Here is a 22,673-nt window from a genome sequence, read left to right on the forward strand (position 1 = left end):
ATGGACAAAGAACGTGCAGGAATTCAGTCGGTGGAGGTGGGGTTTGCCCTGCTGGAAGGGCTGACGCGCTCGCGCGGGCCCTTGATGCTCAGGGATGTGGCGGCTTCGGCCGGCATGAGCGCGGCCAAGGCGCACCGGTATCTGGTGAGTTTTCAGCGCCTGGGCCTGGTCACGCAGGACCCCCGCACCGCGCGCTACGACCTGGGGCCCGCCGCGCTCAAGCTGGGGCTGGCCTCGCTGGCGCGACTGGACGCCGTGCGCCTTGCGCGCGAGCGCATGCCCGAGCTGATGGAGAGCATCGGCCACACGCTGGCGCTGGCCGTGTGGGGCAACCATGGCCCCACCATCGTGCACTGGGAGGAGTCGCCCCAGGCCGTCACCGCCAACCTGCGCCTGGGCGACGTGATGCCGCTGCTGTCGTCAGCCACCGGCCGCTGTTTTGCGGCTTTCATGTCGCCTGACGTGGTGGCCCCGCTGCTCAAGGAGGAACTGGCCCGCGCCGTGAAGATGCGCCGCACCGACCTGCCCGCCACCATGGCCGAGGTGCACGCGCTGCTGGACGAGGTGCGCAAACGGGGGGCCGCGCGGGTGGTGGACACCTTGCTGCCTGGCATCGTGGCGTTTTGCGCGCCGGTATTTGATTCAGACGGGCACCTGGAGCTGGGGATCACCACCCTCGGCTCGATTGCCACCTTCGACCCCGAATGGGGCGGCGCCATCGACGCCCCGCTGCGTGCGGCCGCCGCCCGGCTGTCCAGCGACCTGGGCGCGGGCAGCGCCTGACCACGCCCCTGGCACGCAGGCCGATGCCGCGCCGCGCCCTCCTGACGATCACCGCGCTGGTGCTGGCGCTGCACTGGCTGGTGCTGGGCGGCATCCCGCTGGCGTGGGACACCAGCCCGGCCCCCACCGCTGGCAAGGTGTTCAGCACCCGCAGCATCGCCCTGCCGCCGCCCCCCGCGGCACCGGTGGCCGCAGTTGCCGCTGTGGCTGCCGTGGCGCCTGCACCGGTTGCTGCCAAGCCGCGGCCCGCCCCGCGCCCCCGGCCACCCGCACGCCCCACGCCGCAGCAAACCGCCGCCGAGGCGCCCTCCCCTGCAGCGCCCGCTCTGCCCGAATCCCCGTCGGAGCCGGATGCTGCAGGCGCCAGCCCTGTGGAACGCGCGACGCATGACGGTGATGTCTCACCGGTGGCCCAGGCAGAGCCGGTGGCCACTGCGCCCGCGCCTGCCGCATCAGCGCCGGGCGCGCCCGCTTCGGTGCCCGAACCCGCAGAACCCGCCGCAGGGGTGGACATAGCCGCCCCGGGGGCTGGCGCGGGCACGCCCGCCAGCACAGCGCCCCCGCCGGTGCGGCTGCCCCCCTCCACCCGGCTGGCGTTTGACGTGAACGGGCAGGCCAAGAAATTTGCCTACAGCGCGCGCGCCGAGCTGCTGTGGCAGCACGACGGGAGCCGTTACGAGGCGCGGCAGGAGATCAGCGCGTTTCTGGTCGGCACCCGGGCCCAGCGCAGCGCGGGCGCCGTCACCGCGCAGGGGCTGCTGCCGGAGCGGTTCTCGGACCGGGCGCGCAGCGAACAGGCGGCGCACTTCGACTACACCAAGGGCCGCGTCACCTTCAGTGCCAACACGCCAGAGGCCCCGGCCGCGCCGGGCGTGCAGGACCGCCTGAGCGTCTTCATCCAGCTGGGCGCCCTGCTCGCCGCCGATCCGGGCCGCTTCGTGCCCGGCACGCGGATCACGCTCAACACCGTGAGCGCACGCAGCGCCGACCGCTGGACCTTCACCATCGAAGGGCCCGAAACCCTCGAACTGCCCGTGGGCACCACACCCACCCTCAAGCTGCAGCGCCTGCCCCGCAAGGACTATGACCAGAAAGCCGAATTGTGGGTGGCCCCCGCGCTGGGCTACCTGCCGGTGCGCATCCGGCTGACCCAGGCCAATGGGGACTACGCCGACTTGCAGCTGCGCACCAGCAGCCCGCCCTGACCACGCGCCCGCTTGCCATGCACGGGGTGTTGCGCCCAGACGCCATCCGGGCAAAAAAGCCCCGCGAACCCGGCGTGCCCCGTTTTTCATGAAATACTGCATCGCAGCAGGGGACACAAGCCGTGGTTTACCTAAGAACCTGTTCAAAGTCTTTTTGGAGTTGCACAAGTACCTTACCGGGATGGGATGCAAGGCGCGGTGCGCAGTTGATAGCTCGGCTATCAACAAGCGTCGCAACGCCGCAGACCGCCCAGCAAGGCACTTGCCCGAAGGGTTGGAGTGAAATCGGGCGATTGAACGCCCCGGCTGCTTGCATGGGCACGAGCCCATGCGGCGCATCCGAAGCCTCCACTCATCCCGATTGCACTCCAATGCAATCTCCAAAAAGACTTTGAACAGGTTCTAAGGCCCTTGAACTCTGCACACCCGCTGTCATCTGACATCTATATCGACAAGGGGAACACGATGCACATGCTCTACGACTCAGAATCCTTCGTGGTGGTCCATATGCTGCCTGACGCCGTGGAGAAAAAGAGCACCCCGGTGCTCAACGACACCGCCCCCGCCGCTCCCCAGCTTGCGCGCCATGGCTTTGAAATCGTGGACAAGCGCTCCGGCAAGGAGGTCTACCTGGACGGATCCTGGGCCGAGATGTTCCAGGAACAGATCCTGGCCTGGCAGCGCGACACACCGACGCAGGAAGAAGTGGAAGATGCGCTGGACCGCTATGCCGGGCTGGCGCAGAACCCGGTCGTGGTGCATTGACAGCGACACCCCCCTGAGCCGCTTCGCGGCTTTCCCCCGCTCTTGCTACGCTGCGCTGCGCGGGCAGGGGGACGACGCCCTCGCTGCGGGGCGGCCCTTGCCAGGCGTCCCTGGCGTTGGGGCGTGCCAGTTTTGCCGCGCAGCTCCTCTTCTCACACGCTTCAAGGTGCCTTTTTTTCGTCCCTTGGATAGATCCGCCGGTACAGCGGGTCCACCAGCATCAGCACCGCAATCAGCCGGCACACCTGGAACGCCGTGACCACCGGCACACCCAGCTGCAGCACCTTGGCGGTGATGGCCATCTCGGTGATGCCGCCCGGCGAGGTGCCCAGCAGCAACGTCACCCAGGGCAGCCCGGTGGCCCATGCCAGCGCCCCGGCAAACAGTGCGCACACCGCCATGAGCGCCAGGGTGCCCACGGCCACCGTGGCCAGCCAGCGGGGCGCGGTGCGCAGGAAATCCCTGCGAAAGCGCACGCCCAGGCTCACCCCGATCACGAGCTGGGCCGCATTGACCAGCCCCTGCGGCACCGCCGACAGGCTCAGGCCCGCCATGGTGAGGCTCATGGACACCAGCATCGCACCCATGAACCAGGGGTTGGCGCGGCCCAGCCGGTCCATCAGCAACGCCCCGGCACCGGTCAGTACCGCCATCAGCGCCAGCCCGGGCCCGTTCACCACCCGCAGCGTGGGCGGCAGGATATCGAGGCCGTGCAGTCCACTGAACTGCAGCGCAAACGGAATCGTCACCGTGACGATGAGCAGGCGCAGGCTGTGGCTGGCGGCGACCAGGTCGGTGCGGGCGTTCTCGCGCTCGGAGAGCAGCGTCATCTCCGACGCGGCACCGATGGCCCCCGCAAAGTAGCTGGTGGCGCGCAGCATGGGTGCGGGCACGCCGTGCATGCGCGGCGCGTGCACCCGGTACAGCCAGGCCCCGAAAAGCCAGCCCAGGAACAGCGCCCACACGATGCCCAGCACAATGCCCCACCACAAGCCGCCAATCAGCACGACCACCTCCGGCGTGAAATACAGGCCGAGTGCTGCGCCAATGGTCCACTGCCCCGCGTTGCGCAGCGGCCCCCAGCTTTCCGTGGGGCCGCCCACGATCGACACGACCGACGTGGCCAGCAGGGGACCGATCATCCAGGGCAAAGGCGTGTGCAGCGCCTCACACAGTGCTGCGGCACCCCAGGCCAGCGCCAGGGTGGCCAGGGTGCGAATGAAAAAGGACGGGCGAATACGGAACACGGCAAGGCAAGGCGAAGGTGGCAAGCCGCCGAGTATGGCGCGCGCGCCCTGCAGTGAAGCCTCCGCCGTGCTGCCCGGATGGCATGCCGGGCATCGCCGAACAGCAGGATCAGCGGTACCGGGCAGTGGTTGAGAATTTCAAGCCAAATTGGCCTCTAGCGCTTATCAGCAAAGCGCCAACAGCTATCATTTTGATACCGACACAGCCCCACGCCGGGCGGCCATCTCCTGCCCCATGGCGGCGAGGGCCTGCGGGGCCAACAGTGCGGCAGCAGTGGGGTAGGCCAGTCCCTCTTCGGCGGCAATGTGCGCGCCGTAACGCCCGGCAAACCGGTCGAGGGCGGCCTCGTCGTCAGCGCTGAAGGCGCAGGCAGCACCGTCGGCAAGGGCCTGCAGGCACCCACGGGCCGCCGCCCAGTCGGCCGTCATCGCAACATGGTCTTGCTGCAGTTGCTGCACAAGGGCGCGAACATCGGGCGGTGCCCGGGCCAGAAGCAGCGGAAACACATGCAGCTCCTCGTCCTGGTGGTGCAGTGGCGCCGCAATGTCGAAGTACCGCAGCACATCGCGCGCGGCCTGCCGGGCGTCGTCGTCGGCACCGTGCTCGCGCACGTGGGTGCGCAACCGGCCCAGCAGGCCCAGCGTGCGCTGGACGCGTTCATGGCAGGCTTCCAGCATGGCAAAGGGCTGCTCGAACCCCACGGCGGGCGCACTGAACCCCGGCACGTGCTTTGCTGATGCAGACACAGGCGCGGGCACGGGTACGGAAACCGAAGCAGGGATGGACGCCATGGCCCGATTCACCCAAACCGCACCGGGTGGCCCTGGCGGTCAAACGGAATGTAGGCGCCATGCGCGCCGCCCTTGATGGAATCCACCATGCGCTGCAGCGGTGCTTCGGCATCGGCGCTGGTGGGCGCCTTGTTCAGGGTGCCCGACATCGCAGCCGCAAACACCATGGCCCAGTCGTGGCCGGGCGCCGTGAACTGGCGCGCTTCCTCCACCAGCGCAGCGAAGGATGGCAGCTCCTGCGGCGTCTTGTCCACGCACATCAGCGGCACCAGCGCCCCGCCCTGCCCGGCTTCAAAGCGTGCGCGCTGCGCAGGGGTTGCGTCGTCGGGCAGTTCCACCGCTGCAAAAACAAACAGAAGGCGCTGGGGTTCTGGCTGCATGCGTGCGGCCTGGAGCAAATCGTCAAAGCTGGAAATATCCATGAACAAGTCTCGCAGTCGGGGAATAGGAGGAAAGGAGGAAAGGAGGAAATCAGAAACCAGGCACTACGCCGTGCTGGGCATCCAGCGTGCTGACATAGGCCTCAGCGGGCGGCCGCGCGCGCGCGGCCTTGCGTGAATGTACGGTGCCGATGCTGATGAAGCACAGCGCGTGCTCTGACGGGGCGAGCCGGAACAGCGCACGCAGGCTGGCCGACTTGAGTGCCTTGCCGCTGGTCAATGCCGAACCATAGCCCTGCGCTGTGGCCATGAGCAGCATGTTCTGCACGGCGCAACCCGCGGAAACCGTGCGCTCGGCCAGGTCGATGTCGGCATCGCCACGCGCGGCATCGACCACGGCGAGCAGCAACACCGGAGAGCGGTAGGCCTTTTCGCGCGCCTGTTCGGCCTGCACGGTCGTAGCGTCAGGGTCGCGCTCCAGCAACGCCTGGGCAAACACCTCGGCCAGCGGCGGGCGCGAGGCTTGCGGAACCACAATGAAACGCCAGGGCAGGATCTGGCCGTGGTCGGGCGCATGGGCCGCCGCCCCCAGAATCTGGGCCAGCTCGGTGGTGCCCGGGCCCGGGGCGCCCAGGCGCTTGGGCAAGATGGTCTGGCGCGACTGGATCAACGCTGCCGCCATGCCCGCCACATCGTCGGCCACCGGCGGGCGTGCAGCCGGGGGCAGTGTTTTTGCAGCGGGGCTCAGAGGCCAGGGAATGACAGCCATTTCAGCTCCTGGAAAAGTCTTAGCCCGGGCGACCATCGGCCCGCAGGCAGCCATACCACCGGCCAAGGCGTGTACCCCAGACCCCCATGGTGCCAGCCCACAGCACCGCAGCCAACGGCAGGAGCCAGAGCGTGACAGCGCCGGGAACACCGGGCACCGTAGCGGCAATCCGCAGCACGGTGCACACCTGCAGCAGCCAGAACAGCGACCACGCAATGCGGTCGGCCACCAACGCGCGGCCGCTGTGGCCGCAGGAGACCCGCGTGACCATGGCCAGCATCAGCGAGGCCAGGCACCCCATGGTGAGCGCATGCAGCGCCCCCAGCGCCAGACCGCCCAGGCCCAGCCCCCAGGCCAGCCACTGCGCCGCACCCCCGAGCAGAAAAGCAAGCCCCAGCCACAGAAATCCGATGTGCAGCATGGCCAGCAACTTGTTCTTGAGGCTTTGCACCAGCCCCCACACCACGGCAAGCCAGATCAGGATACCCCCCACCGCCAGTTGCAGCGTGCCATGCAACAGCCCCCAGACAGGCCCCGCCCGGCTGGCGGAAACTCCCGCCCACTCCAGCCACGCGGCCAGCACCTGCATCAACGCTGCCGCCAGCATGAGCCACAGCACCCAGAACGGCCGCCAGGACTGCACCATGGGCATGGCGCTGGACGTGAAGAACGGGATCATGCGGTGCGCCACCGTCACATACACCACGACCACAAACCCCCAGAGCCCCGTGAACACCCAGACGCGCGCCAGCGCCCCCTGCCCGCCGACCAGGCTCAGCCACAAACCCGCCAGGCTGACGGACCCCAGCGCACACGCACAGGCAATCACACGCGCGTGCAGCTGGTCTTGCGCCCGGCTCAACCGCACAAGGCCCCAGAACAGCGCGCTCATCCACAACAGCCCCGCGCACGCCAGCGCGAGCCCGCCATAAGCCACCCACGCCTGCAGGTACGCGCCTGCGAGCCACAGCAGCCAGCCCAGCGCCTGCGCCAACAGCGGGTATTGCAGCGTCTGTACCGGCAAGGGCTCCACGCCCAGCCACTTGGGGCCTGCGGTGAAAAGAAAGCCTGAAAAGAACAGCGGAATAAAACCAAACGCCATCACCGCGGAGTGCGCCAGTGTGGACGACACCGCGGCCGACATCCCCAGCCATGCTGTAGAGCGATCGAGCTGCACCAGCGCCCACCACACGCCGGAAGCCACCAGCACCACCATCGCCAGCAAGAAGCCCAGCCGGTGGGGCGCCAGCATCACATAGCGCCAGCGCCAGCGCTTGTCCATCTGCGCAAGCGCCTGCGCGGAGGGTTTGCCCGAAGCCGTGCGGATAGGGATGGAGGGCCGTGCCTGGGTCACCCACAGCTTCCCAGATGGCCGCACTGGGTGCAGTAGTCACATCCGTCCTTGCGTATCACGGCATGGGCTCCGCACTCGGTGCATTTTTTGCCCGCCATGGCCTGCGGCACCGCCAGGGGTGAGGGTGCGGGTTCATCCAGCGGCAGTTGCTGCTGCACCGGGTCGGACACACGGCGCGCCAGAATGTTCTGGATGGCGAAGGCCATGGCCGCCACTTCGGAGTCGTGCCACATGGGCACCAGCGTGCCGTCGTCCTTGCGGTGTGTGCCCAGACGCACCGGGCCGCGGTCCCAGGCGACCTTGCGCATGTCCGACAGCGCCCGCTCCAGAAAGCCGCCCCGTGCCGCCAGCGACAGCATGCGCATGCTGGACGTGATCCACTGCTGCGACTCGCCGCTCTGGCCCACGGGCATGAAGAACTCGATGGCGCGGTCCACCGTACCGTTGCCCACGCCCGTGGGCACGGGCAGGAAGGACACGATGAGGTACAGGGTCTTGTGGCCTTCCTGCGTCCAGTATTCAAGCTTCTCTGCCACCGCCGAGAGGCCCCCTTGTGGGCGGCTTTCGATCACGGTGCGCATGGGGTCCACGGGCGGCGCGGCGGGCGTGGGCGCTGCCACGGCAGCAGGCGCTGGTGCAGCTTCTGCATGCGTTTCGAGTACCGAACCCAGAATGCTGTTGGGCCGGTAGGTGGCCAGGCCCTTGAGCTTGGCGCGCCAGGCCTGCAGATACAGGTCCTTGAACCCTTCGTACGGATAGTCGGCGGGGATGTTGACGGTTTTGGAAATGGCGGTGTCCACAAAGGGCTGCACGGCCTCCATCATGGCGATGTGCCCTTCCGCAGGCATGGCCAGGGCCGAGACGAAATAATCGGGCAACACATTGACATCGCCGCCCAGCTCGCGGTACAGGCGCCAGGCGTGGTCTTCCACCGCGTATTCGGAGGTGCTGCCGTCCGACTCGCGCTTCTTGCGCTTGTACATCCACGAAAACGGTGGCTCGATGCCGTTGGAGGCGTTGTCGGCAAAGGCCAGGCTCACCGTGCCCGTGGGCGCGATGGAGAGCAGATGGCTGTTGCGGATGCCGTGCTGGTGGATGGCCGCCTTGAGCGACTCCGGCAGGCGGCTGGCGAAGGTGCCTTCGGCCAGATAGCCCCTGGCGTCGAACTTCGGGAACACGCCTTTCTCGCGCGCCAGATCCACCGACGCGGCGTACGCGGCGTCGCGCATGCACTCGGCAATGCGTGCCGCCATCGTGCGGCCCTCGGGCAGGTCGTAGCGCAGGCACAGCATGGCCAGCGTGTTGCCCATGCCGGTAAAACCCACGCCAATGCGCCGCTTGGCCATCGCCTCGTCGCGCTGCTGCGGCAAGGGCCAGTAGGTCACATCGAGCACGTTGTCGAGCGCGCGCACCTGCAGCGCTACGGCCTGGGTGAAGGCATCAAAGTCAAACGCGGCCACGCCGCCAAATCCAAAGGGGTGACGCACAAAGCGGGTGAGGATGATGGGGCCCAGGTCACAGCAGCCATACGACGGGAGTGGCTGCTCGCCACAGTTGTGGACCACCAGGCCATTGGCATCGAAGGCATGCACATCAGCCACGGTGACGTCGTACACATCCTCCATTCCCGCATCGACCAGCGCCTGCACAGTAGCGGTAAAGCGTTCGCGATTGAGCGCACGCTGGTATTGCGCCAGCCCTTCCTGCAGGCGCGCTGATTTTTCCGTGTCGCAAAAGCCGACACGCTCGGCAAACAACTCAAGGTTGTCACCACTGATGACCAGCTCATGCTGCGCCCGGGTGAGGTAGGGCTGCATGCTGCCTTTGCCATTGGGCAAGTCGCGCGTTCCCACAATGCGGCGGTTCCGGTATAGCGTGGACACAATCCCCATGCGCACAAGCATGCGTTGCACGGTTTGCAACAGCGCATCGTCGCTCTGCGACAAACGCACACTCACCCCTTTGTCCTGCGTACCCTGCACCGAGCCGTCGGCGTCGAACAACCCCGACAGCAGCCCCTGCGCAAAGGCAGAAGATTGCTTCTCCATGGTGGCCGTGATGGTCTTGTGACCTGGCGCCATGCCCATCTCATGTGCGAGCTTCCACAGCGCCGCACTGGCCAGGCGAACCTCGCCACGCCCCGCCACAGGGCGCTGAAACCCTTTGAAATCCGCACGGTGCGGCAACGTGGCCGCCGCCGCGGTGGCGGCCCGCATGATGCCGTCCGCCCCGGTGGCGGCGAAAGCCATGGTGCCCTGCCCCACGGCTTTGAGTTCAGGGGCCCACACCGAAATCACGGCCTTGTCTGCCTTGAGCGTTCCGTCGCCAATCAACAGGCCGAGCAGGTAGCCCTCCTCCTGCGTTCCCGCACCGCCCCAGCCCGCAAAAGCCCGGTGGTCGTGAAGCAGCACCTCATCGCCAGGCTGTAGTTGAGCTGCTGGCGTCCATTCCACCTCAAGGCAATAACGGGTTTTGCGCGCCACGCGGCGCACACGGTGGTCTGCCGTCAGGCGCAGCGAGTGCCCATCGCGGGTTTGCAGCTCCAGCACAGGCTTGGTGCCCGTTTTGAAGAACCCCTGGCTTTCCACGCGGTAGGCACGCCCGTCCACCACGGCAGCAAACGGCTTGCCCACCAGGTCGGCCACTTGCGCCGGGCCCTCGGAGGTCATCACCCAGGTGTCGGCAGTGACGCAGGGGTTGGTCGCCGCAATGTCTTCGCAGTAATGCAGGTTGTTGTCTTCGTTGATGCGCCCCAAAAACAGGATGCCCGGCTCGGCAAAGTCGTAGGCCGACTTCATGATTGTGTCCCACAAATCGCGCGCGGGGACGGTGGCATACACCCACAGGCCATCGACGCGCTGGCGGGCGCCCTGGGCCAGCAGGGTGGCGCCGGGGCGGGCCTTGTGCACCAGCTCCCACGGTGCGTTGTTCTGAACCGCCTGGATGAACTCGTCCGACACACCCACCGACACGTTGAAGTTGTTCCAGCGGCCGGGCGTGCGCTTGGCAGTGATGAACTCGTGCACATCGGGATGGTCGATGCGCAGCACGCCCATCTGCGCGCCCCGGCGTGCGCCCGCGCTTTCCACGGTGGAGCAGGACTGGTCGAACACGTTCATGTAGCTGCACGGCCCCGAGGCCATGGAGGCTGTGGCCTTCACCTGTGCGCCCTTGGGACGGATGCGGGAGAAGTCGTAGCCCACGCCACCGCCACGGCGCATGGTCTCGGCCGCTTCGCGCAGCGCTTCGTAGATGCCCGGAAAGCCCTCATCGTCCACACCCTGGATGCAGTCGCCCACGGGCTGCACGAAGCAGTTGATGAGCGTGGCCTGGATATCGGTGCCCGCTGCGCTCATGATGCGGCCCGCACCGATGGCGCCGGCCTTGAGGTTGGCGAGGAACAGGACTTCGTATTCTTCTCGCAGCTCCGGCTTTTCGACCGAGGCCAGGGCCCGCGCCACGCGCTGGTACAGCTCGTCGGCCGTGGTTTCGCCGGGTTTGAGGTATTTCTCCCGCAGAACATCCAGGCTGATGGGCTGCAGGGGGGCGGTGGGTTTGAGGGGGGGCTGGGGTTCGCGTTTCATGGGGGCCGATGATTTGGGTTTCACGCCGGTGGGGTCTTGCGTTCCATCAAGCAGGGCGTATTCACCACGGACTACCGCGAAAAATACCCGGCAAGGTCAAAGCTCGTCCAGAAGTACCTGCCCGTCGTGTTCCACATACGGGTGGTAAGGACCGGTGCCGCTGTTGTCAGCCCGCGAGGCCGGCACGAAGCCGCCCGTCTTGACATCAAACACATGCACTTCTCCTTCTTCGATCACATAGTGCCAGCCGTGCAGGCTGATCTGACCCGACTGCACCCGGCTGCGCACCATGGGGTACTCCATCAGGCGCTCCAGCTGCAGCACCACGGCGCGCTGCTCGGTGCGCCGCAGCACCTCGGGCCCCACCTGCATGGGCAGCAGGGCTTCGCGCCCCAGGTCCAGCCATCGGTCCAGGTTGGGCGCCTCGGGCGAAACCTCACCATACATCGCCTTGATAGCCCCACAGTGACTGTGGCCGCACACGACGATGCGGCTGACGTGCAGGTTAAGCACCGCGAACTCGATGGCCGCCGTGGTGCCGTGGTGGCCGTGTGATCCGTCGTAAGGCGGCACAAAGGCCCCCACGTTGCGCACCAGAAACAGCTCACCAGGGCCCGCGCCAGTCAGCAGGTAGGGCACCAGGCGCGAGTCGGAGCAGCCGATAAACAGGGTGGTGGGATGCTGCCCCTCATCCACCAGCGTCTTGAACTGCTCGCGGTACTGGGGAAACGCGTCGTCGTGAAATCGGCGCAATCGGTCAAGCAATTCGTCGGGCATGGTGCGGTCAGTCGGTAGTGCAGCTACTGCACCAGGGGCGAATCGGCCGCATCCAGTGCCACGCCTTCCACCACGGCAGCGCCCGCCAGCAGCTGCAAGTACTGGCGCAAGGCATTCACCCACGTTTGCTGGCGCAGCGTGAGTGCAATGGCCTGGCGCACTTCCCCGAACACGGGCTGCTGCCCCGGGTCGCGCGCCACCACCTCCACCACATGCAAGCCAAAACGGCTGTGCACCAGACGTGCCAGCACGCCGATCTCGGCACTGCCAAACACTTCGCGGGCAAACTCGGGCGCGCAGTCCCCACGGGTGAGCCAGCCCAGGTCTCCGCCCTGCTGGCCACTCGGGCAGTTAGACCACTGCGCCGCTGCCTCGGAGAACTTTGCCCCTCCATCGTCCGCACAGCGCAGCTCGATCAGCATGGCCTCGGCGCGCAGGCGCAGTTGTTTCACATCCACACCCGGCGTCACGGCAAAAAGCACATGGCGCAACTGAACACGCTCGCCCTGCGCATGCGCTGCAGGGTGAGCATCGTGGTATCGGCGGCACGCCTCTTCCGACGGCTCCGGAACCTGCAGTTCGCGGTCCAGCAGCTGCTCGATGGCATGGGACGCCTCGGCGCTGATTGCCCCTTGAACACCCGGAACATCATCCGCAGAAAGCAAACCCGCCTGCTGTGCGGCCTGGCGCAGCAGTTCGGTGCAGGCGCGCTGACGCAGCGTTTCTTCATCGAGCAGCTCGTTGGCTGCATTGAGGGCGATGCCGTTGATGCGCGCTATCCCTGCCACAGCACCGCCGGGGCTCACGGCATCGAACTGCCGTGCAGCCATCGAGGGTGCCTGGCCCATCGTTGCCGCCAGTGCCTCATAGGCCGCTGTCTGCGTGGGGGTCAACGTGCTGGCCGGGGCTGCCGACGCACTGCTGTCTGTGGAGCTGCATCCGCAGCTCCCGGTTCCACATCCGCTCATGGGGTACTCCTTGCAATGATGGGGTTCAGGCGCGGCGGTCCTGCGACTGCATGTGGCCGGCCGGAAGGTTCATTCGGCGCGCACGCACCACCTGGTAAGGGCGCAGCAGGTATGCCAGGGTGCCGAAGCCGCTCCACACATGCACGAGTCGTGTGAACGGGAAGACCAGGAAGATCGTCATGCCCAGGAACATGTGGGCCTTGAAGATCCAGCCGGCTTCTGCAAGCAACTCCACACCACCGCTGCGGAAGGTCACCACGCGCTGGCCCCACTCGGCCAGTTTCATCATCATGGAACCGTCCAGATGCTGGGCAGACAGTGGAATGGTGGCCAGGCCCAGCGCCAGTTGCAACCAGAACAACACCAGGATCAGGATGTCGCTGGTCTTGGAGGTGGCGCGGATGCGCGGGTCCGACAGGCGGCGGTGCAGCAGGATGGACAGGCCGATGAAGGCCAGCACACCCGCGATACCGCCCGTCACCATGGCAATGATCTGCTTGGTGCCAGCGCTGATGAAGGCCTCGTACATGAAGTGTGGCGTGAGCATGCCAAAGGTATGCCCGAAGAACAGGAACAGCACGCCGATGTGGAACAGGTTGCTGCCCCAGCGCAGGCTGCCGGTGCGCAGCAGCTGCGACGAATCGCTCTTCCATGTGTACTGGTCGCGGTCAAACCGCACCCAGCTGCCAATGAAAAAAACGGCCAGGCAGATATAGGGATAAATGCCAAACAACAGGGTATCAAGCCAGGCGGTCATGCTGAGACTCCTTCTGGAGCCCGCTCGGTGCGGGCGTTACGAACAAAATGCACCGGTTGCGGCTGGTCGGGCCTGGACTGGCCCTGCGTGCTGCAACCGCCAAACGCTTCGGGCTCGGCCCAGACCTCGTCCATTGGCGGCTCGGGCGTGAGCGCCACCGACTGCACACGCTGCCCGGCAACTTCGAGCACCGCAGCGATCACGCTGGCATAGGGGCTATTGCGCGCGACCAATGCGCTGAACAAGGCGTTCAGGATGTGGGCCATTTCGCCCAGAAACTCCCTGGCCACCTCGGGCGGCTGGGTGGATGCGAACTCCAGCACCACGGGCAGGTGGTCGGGCAGCTCTTCGGCCTCGAACTGCAGACCGGCTTTTTCATAGGTCTGCATCAGGTCAATGAGCGCCGGGCCCCGGTCGCGCGAGTCGCCGTGCACATGCTCGAACAGGTGCAGCGAGGTCTGGCGCCCGCGGTCAAAGTTGTCCACATAGCGGGCTTCGGCTTCCAGCGTGTCGAGTGCGGCCAGGTGCTCGCACACTGCCTTCAGCTCGTCCATGCGGTCTGCCGAGAGGGCCTGTTCGGTCTGCAAGGCGTCGATGAGCTGCGGCATCACGCTGCGCAGCTGCGCGTCGGGGTAGCTCAGCAGGTAGCCCAGGGCGCGCAGGGTCAGGCGCACGGAGGTCGGGTTCTTCTTGAACATGGTGATTCCTTCCTGTGTGCAATCAGACCGTGGCCTTGATCGGGATCGTTCGGGGCTTCTTGCCGCCGAACATGCTGGTCTCGGTGGCGCCGTCGGAGCAACCGTTGCCAAACGAGAAGCCGCAGCCGCCCCGGATGTCGAACGCGTTTTCTGCGTACTCGCGGTGGGCCGATGGGATGACAAAGCGGTCCTCGTAATTGGCAATCGCCATCACGTGGTACATCTCTTCCACCTCCGCCATCGACAGGCCGGCCTGCTTGAGCACCGACAGGTTCTGGCGCTGCTCCACATGCTTGTCGCGCTGGTAGGTGCGCATGGCCAGCATGCGCTCCAGCGCCCGCACCACGGGCCCGGTGTCACCGGCGGTGAGCAGGTTGGCCAGGTACTGCACGGGGATGCGCAGCTGCGACACGTCCGGGATCTCGCCATTCACACCCACATGGCCGGCGTTGGCAGCCGCCGTGATGGGCGACAGCGGTGGCACATACCAGACCATGGGCAGCGTGCGGTATTCGGGGTGCAGCGGCAGGGCCACCTTCCAGTCCACGGCCATCTTGTAGACGGGGCTGTTGCGGGCGGCGTCCATCCAGCTGTCCGGAATGCCGTCGATGCGCGCCTGCTTGATGACGTCGGGATCGTTGGGATTCAGGAAGATATCGAGCTGGGCCTGGTACAGGTCGCGGTCGCGCTCCACGCTGGCGGCTTCCTGGATGCGGTCTGCGTCATACAGCAGCACGCCGAGATACCGGATACGCCCCACGCAGGTCTCGGAGCACACGGTGGGCTGACCTGCTTCGATGCGCGGGTAGCAGAAGATGCACTTCTCTGCCTTGCCCGACTGCCAGTTGTAGTAGATCTTCTTGTAGGGGCAGCCGCTCACGCACATGCGCCAGCCGCGGCACTTGTCCTGGTCGATCAGCACGATGCCGTCTTCCTCGCGCTTGTAGATCGAACCGCTGGGGCACGATGCCACGCACGCCGGGTTCAGGCAGTGCTCGCACAGGCGCGGCAGGTACATCATGAAGGTGTTTTCGAACTGGCCGTAGATGTCCTTTTGCACATCGTCGAAGTTCTTGTCCTTGCTGCGCTTGCTGAACTCGCCGCCCAGGATTTCCTCCCAGTTCGGGCCCCACTCGATCTTCTCCATGCGCTTGCCGGTGATCAGGCTGCGCGGGCGGGCCGTGGGGGCGGCCTTGCTTTCCGGAGCCGACTGCAGGTGGTCGTAGTCGAACGTGAAGGGCTCGTAGTAGTCGTCGATCTGCGGCAGGTTGGGGTTGGCGAAGATGCGCATGAGCAGCTTCCACTTGCCGCCCTGGCGGGGGGCGATGGAGCCGTCGGGGTTGCGTACCCAGCCGCCGTTCCACTTGTCCTGGTTTTCCCATTCCTTGGGGTAGCCAATGCCCGGCTTGGTCTCCACGTTGTTGAACCAGGCATATTCCATCCCGGGTCGGCTGGTCCAGACGTTCTTGCAGGTGACGGAACAGGTGTGGCAACCGATGCACTTGTCCAGGTTCAGCACCATGCCGATTTGTGCGCGAATTTTCATCGTGTTTCTCCTTGCGGTGCTCAGGCGTGGGCGGCAGTGCCGGACACAGGCTCATCGTCGAGCCAATCGATACGGTCCATCTTGCGCACCAGCACGAACTCGTCGCGGTTGGTGCCGATGGTTCCGTAGTAGTTAAAGCCGTAGCTGTATTGCGCGTAGCCGCCAATCATGTGGGTGGGCTTGAGCACGATGCGCGTGACCGAGTTGTGGATACCGCCACGGGTGCCGGTGATCTCGGAGCCGGGAGTGTTGATGATCTTCTCTTGTGAGTGGTACATCATCACCATGCCGGGGTTCACACGCTGGCTCACCACCGCGCGGGCCGCAATGGCGCCGTTGGCGTTGAAAAGTTCGACCCAGTCGTTGTCCACGATGCCGGCGACCTTGGCGTCGTCTTCACTGATCCATACCACCGAGCCACCCCGGTTCAACGTGAGCATCATCAGGTTGTCGCTGTACGTGCTGTGGATGCCCCACTTCTGGTGCGGCGTAATGAAGTTCAGCGCGATCTCGCGGTTGCCGTTGGGCTTCTTGCCCTCGACTTCTTCCAGCGTCTTGAGGTGCACCGGTGGGCGGTAGCTCACAAAGCCTTCGCCAAAGTCACGCATCCACGGGTGATCCTGGTAGAACTGCTGGCGGCCCGTGAGGGTGCGCCATGGGATGTACTCGTGCACGTTGGTGTAGCCCGCGTTGTAGCTGACCTTTTCGCTTTCCAGACCCGACCAGGTAGGCGAGCTGATGATTTTGCGCGGCTGCGCCTGGATGTCACGGAAGCGGATCTTCTCGTCTTCGCGGTGCAGCGCCAGGTGCACGTGGTCACGGCCGGTCTGCTTGCCCAGGGCCTCCCATGCCTTGCAGGCCACGTGGCCGTTGGTCTCGGGCGCCAGCATCATCACCACTTCGGTGGCGTCGATATCGCTAACGATGCGGGGCATGCCCTGCGTCACACCTTCTTCCTTCACACGGCCGTTCAGGTCGCCCAGCTGGCCAACTTCAGTTTGGGTGTTCCAGCCGATGCCCTTGCCGCCGTTGCCTGCCTTGTCCATCAGCGGGCCGAGGGCCGTGAAACGTTTGTACAGGTTGGGGTAGTCGCGCTCGACCACGGTGACCTGGGGCGCAGTCTTGCCGGGGATGAGTTCGCACTCGCCCCGCTTCCAGTCGCGCACGGCGTAAGGCTGGGCCATTTCGCCTGCCGTGTCGTGCATGATGGGCGTGAGCACCACATCCTTTTCCACGCCCAGGTGGCCCACGCTGACCTCGCTCACTGCCTTGGCGAAACCCTTGTAGATCTCCCAGTCGCTCTTGGCCTGCCAGGCAGGGTCCACCGCCGTGGACAGCGGATGGATGAAGGGGTGCATGTCGCTGGTGTTGAGGTCGTTCTTCTCATACCAGGTGGCTGTGGGCAGCACGATGTCCGAATACAGGCAGGTGGTGCTCATGCGGAAGTCGAGCGTGACCAGCAGGTCCAGCTTGCCTTCGGGTGCGTTGGTGTGCCACTGCACTTCCTCGGGCTTGGCTTCGTCCTTGCCCAGGTCCTTGCCCTGCACGCCGTGGGTGGTCCCCAGCAGGTGCTTGAGGAAGTATTCATGCCCCTTGCCCGACGAACCCAGGATGTTGGAGCGCCACACGAACATGTTGCGCGGCCAGTTGGACGGATGGTCGGGGTCCTCGCAGCTCATCGTGAGCGTGCCGTCCTTCAGCGACTTGACGACGTAATCCTTCGCATCCATGCCCGCTGCAGCGGCATCCTTGGCCACCTGCATGGGGTTGGTCTTGAGCTGGGGTGCCGATGGCAGCCAGCCCATGCGCTCGGCGCGCACGTTGTAGTCGATCTGCGCGCCGTGGTAGGCCTTCTTGTCGGCCAGGGGCGAGAGGATTTCCTCCATGCCCAGCTTCTCGTAGCGCCATTGGTCCGTATGGGCGTAGAAGAAGCTCGTGCTGTTCATCTGGCGGGGTGGGCGGATCCAGTCCAGCGCAAAGGCCAGCGCGGTCCAGCCGGTCTGCGGGCGCAGCTTCTCCTGGCCCACGTAGTGCGCCCAGCCGCCACCGCTTTGGCCGATGCAACCGCACAACATCAGCATGTTGATGATGCCGCGGTAGTTCATGTCGCTGTGGTACCAGTGGTTCATGGCCGCGCCGATGATCACCATGGACTTGCCATGCGTCTTGTCGGCGTTGTCGGCAAACTGGCGCGCCACGGTGATGATCTGGTCGCGCGGCACGCCGGTGATCTTCTCCTGCCAGGCGGGGGTGTAGGGGCGGTCGGCGTCGTAGCCGCCACCGGGCACCTCGCCAGGCAGACCGCGGTCGACGCCGTAGTTGCCGGCCAGCAGGTCGAACACCGTGGCCACCATCACGCGGCCCTGGGCTTCGTGCCCGGCCAGCTCCAGGTGGGACACCGGTACACGGCGCACCATCACATCGCCACCTTGTTCGTTGGCCGTGAAGTTGGGCGTCGGCACGCCGCCAAAGTACGGGAAGGCCACGTCGGCCACCTCGTGCGCCTGCGCACCGTCTTCGATGACCGACAACTTCAGCTTGACGGTGTTGGCCGTGCGTGCGTCCTTGTTTTCCAGGTTCCACAGCCCCTGGTCGGCGCGGCCGTCGGCGCCCCAGCGGAAGCCGATGGAGCCGTTGGGCAGCGTGACCTGGCCAAGCTCGTCATAGCCCACAGTCTTCCAGTCGGGGTTGTTCGACTGGTCGAGCTGGCCGGGAAAGTCGCTCGCGCGCACATAGCGGTCGGGCACCATCACCGTGCGGCCATCGGGCAGCGTCTTTTCCTTGAGCACCACCAGCAGCGGCAGGTCGGTATAGCGGCGGGCGTAGTCATCGAAGTACGCCGAACGCTTGTCGAAGTAGAACTCCTTGAGGATCACGTGGCCCATGGCCATGGCCACGGCGGCGTCGGTGCCCTGCTTGGGGTGCATCCACAGATCGCCCAGCTTGGCCACTTCAGAGTAGTCGGGCGTGATGGACACGACCTTGGTGCCCTTGTAGCGCACCTCGGTCAAAAAGTGCGCGTCGGGCGTGCGCGTCTGGGGCACGTTGGAGCCCCAGGCAATGATGTAGGAGCTGTTGTACCAGTCGGCCGACTCGGGCACGTCAGTTTGCTCCCCCCAGGTCTGCGGGCTGCTGGGGGGCAGATCGCAGTACCAGTCGTAAAAACTCATGCACACGCCGCCGATGAGGCTCAGGTAGCGGCTGCCAGCGGCATACGAAATCATCGACATCGCCGGAATGGGCGAGAAGCCGATGATGCGGTCGGGGCCGTGCTTCTTGATGGTGTACACGTTGGCCGCAGCGATCATCTGGTTGACTTCGTCCCAGGTGCTGCGCACGAAGCCACCCAGGCCCCGCTGCTTTTGCCACTCGCTCTTGGCCGCGTCGTTCTCGACGATGCTGGCCCAGGCGTCCACCGGGCTCTTGGCCAGCAGCAGCGCGGCGCGCCAGTGCTTGAGCAGGCGGCCGCGCACCATGGGGTACTTCACGCGGTTGGCGCTGTACAGGTACCAGCTGTAGCTGGCGCCGCGTGCGCAGCCACGGGGCTCGTGGTTGGGCAGGTCGGGCCGGGTGCGGGGGTAGTCGGTCTGCTGGGTTTCCCAGGTGACGATGCCGCCCTTGACGTAGATCTTCCACGAGCACGATCCCGTGCAGTTCACACCGTGGGTGCTGCGCACGATCTTGTCGTGCGCCCAGCGGTCGCGGTAGGCGTCTTCCCAGGTGCGGTCTTCGCCGTTGGTTTCGCCGTGGCCTTGTGCAAAGGTCTCGCGGGGTTGCGAGAAGTACGTGAGGCGATCGAGGAAATGACTCATCGGGGGCTCCTTTTTCTGTTCGGTGTGCGGGGTGTCAGCAAGGCATTTCGGCCTGCTTGCGGGCGTAGTACCACCAGGTGATGACGATGCAGACGAGGTAGAACGCAAAGAAGGTCCACAGCGCCGCGTGGGGGCTGCCGGTCAGGGCAATCGAGCTGCCATAGCTCTTGGGGATGAAGAACCCGCCGTAGGCCGCCATGGCGGCCGTGAAGCCCAGCGTTGCGGCGCCCAGGGTGTTGCCCTCCTTGTTGGCCTGGGCCACGGCAGCCGCGTTGTGCTTGTCCACACCGCGCATGGCTTCGGTCAGGAAGATCACGGGGATCATGCGGAAGGTGGAGCCGTTGCCGATGCCGGTGGTGAGGAACAGCACCAGGAAGCACACGAAGAAGCCAGCAAACTGCCCCTCATTGCCCTCCGAGGGCAGGAAGAACGTGACACCCGCCACGGCAATCGCCATGACGATGAAGTTCCACAGCGTGACGCGCGCGCCGCCGAGCTTGTCGGCCAGCCAGCCGCCAAAAGGGCGGATCACGGCGCCCACCAGCGGGCCCAGCCAGGCGTAGGCCAGCGGGTTGATGCCGGGGAACTGGCTCTTGATGAGCAGCGGAAAGCCTGCGGCATAGCCGATGAACGAGCCGAAGGTGCCCAGGTACAGCACGCACATCAGCCAGTTGTGCTTGCGCTTGAAAATGGCAGCCTGCGCGGCAAACGAGGCACGCGCGTCGGCAATGTCGTTCATGCCAAACCAGGCGGCCAGTGCAGTGATGGCGATCCATGGCACCCAGATGAAAGCCGCGTTCTGCGTCCACACCTGCACGGTGTTGCCGTCCTTCACGATGGTCTGACCTTCGCCGCCGAAGATGCCGAAGATGCCGGCAGTGACCACCAGCGGGCTCAGGAACTGCACCACCGACACGCCCAGATTGCCGAGGCCCGCATTCACGCCCAGTGCCGAGCCCTTGCGCTCCTTCGGGAAGAAGAAGCTGATGTTGGCCATGCTGGAGCTGAAGTTGCCGCCGCCCAGACCGCACAGCAGCGCCAGGATGAGCATGGTGGGGTAGGCCGTGGTGTTGTCCTGCACCGCAAAGCCGATGCCGATGGCGGGAATCAGCAGGCTGGCGGTGGAGATCGCCGTCCAGCGGCGGCCGCCGACCAGCGGGACCATGAACGAGTAGAAGATGCGCAGCGTGGCGCCCGACAGCGCGGGCGCTGCGGCCAGCCAGAACAGCTGGTTGGTGGAGTACTTGAAGCCCAGGCCCGGCAGGCTCACGGCGACCACGCTCCAGACCTGCCAGATGGCGAAGGCCAGGAACAGTGCGGGTACCGAGATCCACAGGTTGAGCTTGGCGATGGCTTCGCCTTCGCGCTCCCAGAACGATTTGTCCTCGGGGGCCCAGAGGGTGAGCAGACGCCCCTGGCGCCTGCTGGCGGGTGTGGCTGACATGGTGGTTCCTTGGAAATTGAGGGTTCAGCGGGGCGCAGACGCGGTGGTGGCGGCGGTCTGTGTGCCCATGAGATCGGTGCGGCGCACCTCGGTGAAGTACATCCAGATCAGCGAGACCCACACCACGCCATACATCAGCATGAAGGCGCTGGAGCGGATGCCGGTGAGGTCCATCAGAGCGCCGAACAGGATGGGCAGGATGAAGCCGCCCATACCGCCAGCCAGGCCCACGATGCCGCTGATGGCGCCGATGTTCTGCGGGTAGTCGTCGCTGATGTACTTGAAGACACTCGCCTTGCCGAAAGCCCAGGCGATGCCCAGCAAGAACATGAGGCCGGTGAACATGTACACATTGAGGCCGATGTGGAAGGTCTTGGGGCCGTTGACGGTGACGATGGTGAAGTCGGTCTGCGGGTAGCTCAGCAGGAACAGGCAGATCCAGCTCACCCACATCACCCACCAGGTCACGCTGTGCGCGCCGTACTTGTCAGAGAGCATGCCGCCGATGGCACGCAGCACGCCGCCGGGCAGCGAGAAGCAGGCGGCCAGCAGCGCGGCCACGCGGATGTCGAGGCCAAACTCGCCCACGTAGTACTGCACCATCCACAGCGACAGCGCCACATAGCCGCCGAACACGATGCTGTAGTACTGGCAGTACTTGAGCACCTTGGGGTCCTTGAGCGCCTTGAGCTGGTCGGTGAACTTGACATTGCTGGGCACCAGGTGGGCCGGGTCGCTGTAGCTGAAGCACCAGAACAGCACCAGCGTGCCCAGCATGATGGCCGCGTACACCTGCGGCACCATGGTCCATCCGAAGGCCACCAGAATCACCGGCGCCACGAACTTGTTCACGGCCGCGCCCGAGTTGCCCGCACCGTACACGCCCATGGCCGTGCCCTGGCGGTGCTTGGGAAACCAGCGCGCCACATAGGGCGTGCCGACCGAGAACGAGCCGCCGGCCAGGCCGACGAACAGGCCGATGGTGAGGAAGTGCCAGTATTCGGTGGCGTAGCCCATCATCCAGATGGCGGGCACGGTGGTGGCCATGACCGCGGTCATCACGATGCGGCCACCGTACTTGTCGGTCCAGATGCCGAGCGGCACCCGCACCAGCGAGCCCGTGAGCACGGGCATGGACATGAGCAGCCCGAACTGTGTGGAGTTCAGGTCCAGCATCTTCTTGATGGGGATGCCGATGACGCCGAACATCATCCAGACCATGAAGCACACCGTGAAGGCGAAGGTGCTGACGATGAGCACCGACCAGGCCTGGCGGGTGCGCTGCGGGCTGTCGCCCGGGGGCAAGGGGGTATGGGCCATTGCGCGGTTCCTGTTCTTCTCTTTTGCGTAGGCTGTATGGTCGGTTTTCCGGACCGCCGTGAACATCCTCCGCAAGCACATCTGCACCGCAGCAAAAGAACTAGTTCGCGCAGGCAAGGCAGCAGGTGCGCATCGTTCGAAAGAACTATGGTCTGCAAAGCCGGGACAGCTGCCGCACGCAGGCAGCGCGCGCACCAACGCATCCGCCCCCCGGCCAGGGAGCGGATTTCAAGCCAAAACAGGCTCCAGCGCTTGGCGGCCTCAATTCTGAAGTGCAACACCGAGAATTGAGGCCAAGATGTCAAAGAAGAATTACCAGCAGTTGAGCCAGAGCGAACGTCATGCGATAGCCCTTGGACTGCAGCAAAAGCAAAGCCTCAGCGCCATAGCCCGTGCCCTGGGGCGCTGCAAAAGCACCATCAGCCGAGAATGCCAACGCAATGCAGGCGCCAAGGGCTATACCTCCAAGTTT

At 65.6% G+C, this 22,673-nt stretch carries 18 protein-coding genes; 4 read left to right on the forward strand and 14 right to left on the reverse strand.

The annotated features are described in order from the left end of the window. The 3 genes from KYG_RS01915 (at position 1) to KYG_RS01925 (ending at position 2,753) form a co-directional block, all read left to right on the forward strand. Complete coding sequence (locus KYG_RS01915; protein WP_008903122.1) at positions 1-783, forward strand: IclR family transcriptional regulator; 783 nt, start codon at positions 1-3, stop codon at positions 781-783. A 23-nt stretch (positions 784-806) separates the two neighbouring features. After that, complete coding sequence (locus KYG_RS01920) at positions 807-1,988, forward strand: DUF3108 domain-containing protein (protein WP_008903123.1); 1,182 nt, start codon at positions 807-809, stop codon at positions 1,986-1,988. 465 nt (positions 1,989-2,453) lie between these two features. Continuing rightward, a complete protein-coding gene (locus KYG_RS01925) occupies positions 2,454-2,753 on the forward strand; it encodes a DUF3567 domain-containing protein (RefSeq protein WP_008903124.1) in 300 nt (99 codons plus the stop codon). 161 nt (positions 2,754-2,914) lie between these two features. On the opposite strand, the gene KYG_RS01930 is transcribed toward KYG_RS01925, so the two are convergent. The 14 genes from KYG_RS01930 to KYG_RS01995 all read right to left on the reverse strand — a co-directional run bounded on the left by KYG_RS01930 (position 2,915) and on the right by KYG_RS01995 (position 22,201). Then, positions 2,915-4,000: an AbrB family transcriptional regulator gene (locus KYG_RS01930; protein WP_008903125.1), complete on the reverse strand. Its 1,086-nt coding sequence runs from the start codon at positions 3,998-4,000 to the stop codon at positions 2,915-2,917. Between the two features lie 186 nt (positions 4,001-4,186). Continuing rightward, positions 4,187-4,678 carry a hemerythrin domain-containing protein gene (locus KYG_RS01935; RefSeq protein WP_237707183.1) on the reverse strand — a complete coding sequence of 164 codons (492 nt, stop codon included), beginning with the start codon at positions 4,676-4,678 and terminating at the stop codon, positions 4,187-4,189. A 122-nt stretch (positions 4,679-4,800) separates the two neighbouring features. Next, entirely contained in the window at positions 4,801-5,214 is a 414-nt protein-coding gene (locus tag KYG_RS01940; RefSeq protein WP_008903127.1) for a hypothetical protein, read from the reverse strand. A 49-nt stretch (positions 5,215-5,263) separates the two neighbouring features. Beyond that, positions 5,264-5,941 carry a nitroreductase gene (locus KYG_RS01945; protein WP_008903128.1) on the reverse strand — a complete coding sequence of 226 codons (678 nt, stop codon included), beginning with the start codon at positions 5,939-5,941 and terminating at the stop codon, positions 5,264-5,266. A gap of 19 nt (positions 5,942-5,960) precedes the next feature. Next, positions 5,961-7,295 carry an NnrS family protein gene (locus tag KYG_RS01950; protein ID WP_008903129.1) on the reverse strand — a complete coding sequence of 445 codons (1,335 nt, stop codon included), beginning with the start codon at positions 7,293-7,295 and terminating at the stop codon, positions 5,961-5,963. Continuing rightward, positions 7,292-10,879 (reverse strand): LAGLIDADG family homing endonuclease, encoded by a 3,588-nt coding sequence (locus KYG_RS01955; RefSeq protein ID WP_008903130.1) that lies wholly within the window; start codon positions 10,877-10,879, stop codon positions 7,292-7,294. Before KYG_RS01955 ends, KYG_RS01950 begins: the two co-directional genes overlap by 4 nt. A gap of 96 nt (positions 10,880-10,975) precedes the next feature. Then, positions 10,976-11,656, reverse strand: coding sequence for a carbonic anhydrase (locus KYG_RS01960; RefSeq protein ID WP_008903131.1), 681 nt, complete (start codon positions 11,654-11,656; stop codon positions 10,976-10,978). A gap of 23 nt (positions 11,657-11,679) precedes the next feature. Further along, positions 11,680-12,504, reverse strand: coding sequence for a peptidylprolyl isomerase (locus KYG_RS01965; protein ID WP_008903132.1), 825 nt, complete (start codon positions 12,502-12,504; stop codon positions 11,680-11,682). 145 nt (positions 12,505-12,649) lie between these two features. Beyond that, positions 12,650-13,381 carry a respiratory nitrate reductase subunit gamma gene (narI, locus tag KYG_RS01970; RefSeq protein WP_008903134.1) on the reverse strand — a complete coding sequence of 244 codons (732 nt, stop codon included), beginning with the start codon at positions 13,379-13,381 and terminating at the stop codon, positions 12,650-12,652. Then, positions 13,378-14,079, reverse strand: coding sequence for a nitrate reductase molybdenum cofactor assembly chaperone (narJ, locus tag KYG_RS01975; protein ID WP_008903135.1), 702 nt, complete (start codon positions 14,077-14,079; stop codon positions 13,378-13,380). The genes narI and narJ overlap by 4 nt, the downstream gene beginning before the upstream one ends. 22 nt (positions 14,080-14,101) lie before the next feature. Further along, a complete protein-coding gene (gene narH / locus KYG_RS01980; protein WP_008903136.1) occupies positions 14,102-15,625 on the reverse strand; it encodes a nitrate reductase subunit beta in 1,524 nt (507 codons plus the stop codon). Positions 15,626-15,645: 20 nt separating this feature from the next. Further along, entirely contained in the window at positions 15,646-19,437 is a 3,792-nt protein-coding gene (locus tag KYG_RS01985; protein WP_008903137.1) for a nitrate reductase subunit alpha, read from the reverse strand. A gap of 34 nt (positions 19,438-19,471) precedes the next feature. Beyond that, positions 19,472-20,881 (reverse strand): NarK family nitrate/nitrite MFS transporter, encoded by a 1,410-nt coding sequence (locus KYG_RS01990; protein ID WP_008903138.1) that lies wholly within the window; start codon positions 20,879-20,881, stop codon positions 19,472-19,474. A gap of 24 nt (positions 20,882-20,905) precedes the next feature. Continuing rightward, a complete protein-coding gene (locus tag KYG_RS01995) occupies positions 20,906-22,201 on the reverse strand; it encodes a nitrate/nitrite transporter (protein ID WP_008903139.1) in 1,296 nt (431 codons plus the stop codon). A 298-nt stretch (positions 22,202-22,499) separates the two neighbouring features. Here KYG_RS01995 and KYG_RS23470 point away from each other — a divergent pair. Beyond that, positions 22,500-22,673, forward strand: a 174-nt coding sequence (locus KYG_RS23470) for a helix-turn-helix domain-containing protein (protein WP_008903140.1), incomplete at its 3' end; no start/stop codon positions are given.

Origin of the sequence: Acidovorax sp. NO-1, from assembly GCF_000238595.1 — a bacterium.
In the GTDB taxonomy this organism is placed as follows: domain Bacteria; phylum Pseudomonadota; class Gammaproteobacteria; order Burkholderiales; family Burkholderiaceae_C; genus Acidovorax.

What these genes read in the sequence shown, in the direction of transcription:
- narH (WP_008903136.1), bottom strand. Translation starts at nt 15,625, where the DNA reads ATGAAAATTCGCGCACAAATCGGCATGGTGCTGAACCTGGACAAGTGC.
- KYG_RS01955 (WP_008903130.1), bottom strand. Translation starts at nt 10,879, where the DNA reads ATGAAACGCGAACCCCAGCCCCCCCTCAAACCCACCGCCCCCCTGCAG.
- KYG_RS01985 (WP_008903137.1), bottom strand. Translation starts at nt 19,437, where the DNA reads ATGAGTCATTTCCTCGATCGCCTCACGTACTTCTCGCAACCCCGCGAG.
- KYG_RS01965 (WP_008903132.1), bottom strand. Translation starts at nt 12,504, where the DNA reads ATGGGCCAGGCACCCTCGATGGCTGCACGGCAGTTCGATGCCGTGAGC.
- KYG_RS01940 (WP_008903127.1), bottom strand. Translation starts at nt 5,214, where the DNA reads ATGGATATTTCCAGCTTTGACGATTTGCTCCAGGCCGCACGCATGCAG.
- KYG_RS01925 (WP_008903124.1), top strand. Translation starts at nt 2,454, where the DNA reads ATGCACATGCTCTACGACTCAGAATCCTTCGTGGTGGTCCATATGCTG.
- KYG_RS01990 (WP_008903138.1), bottom strand. Translation starts at nt 20,881, where the DNA reads ATGTCAGCCACACCCGCCAGCAGGCGCCAGGGGCGTCTGCTCACCCTC.
- KYG_RS01995 (WP_008903139.1), bottom strand. Translation starts at nt 22,201, where the DNA reads ATGGCCCATACCCCCTTGCCCCCGGGCGACAGCCCGCAGCGCACCCGC.
- KYG_RS01945 (WP_008903128.1), bottom strand. Translation starts at nt 5,941, where the DNA reads ATGGCTGTCATTCCCTGGCCTCTGAGCCCCGCTGCAAAAACACTGCCC.
- KYG_RS01935 (WP_237707183.1), bottom strand. Translation starts at nt 4,678, where the DNA reads ATGCTGGAAGCCTGCCATGAACGCGTCCAGCGCACGCTGGGCCTGCTG.
- KYG_RS01915 (WP_008903122.1), top strand. Translation starts at nt 1, where the DNA reads ATGGACAAAGAACGTGCAGGAATTCAGTCGGTGGAGGTGGGGTTTGCC.
- narI (WP_008903134.1), bottom strand. Translation starts at nt 13,381, where the DNA reads ATGACCGCCTGGCTTGATACCCTGTTGTTTGGCATTTATCCCTATATC.
- narJ (WP_008903135.1), bottom strand. Translation starts at nt 14,079, where the DNA reads ATGTTCAAGAAGAACCCGACCTCCGTGCGCCTGACCCTGCGCGCCCTG.
- KYG_RS01920 (WP_008903123.1), top strand. Translation starts at nt 807, where the DNA reads ATGCCGCGCCGCGCCCTCCTGACGATCACCGCGCTGGTGCTGGCGCTG.
- KYG_RS01960 (WP_008903131.1), bottom strand. Translation starts at nt 11,656, where the DNA reads ATGCCCGACGAATTGCTTGACCGATTGCGCCGATTTCACGACGACGCG.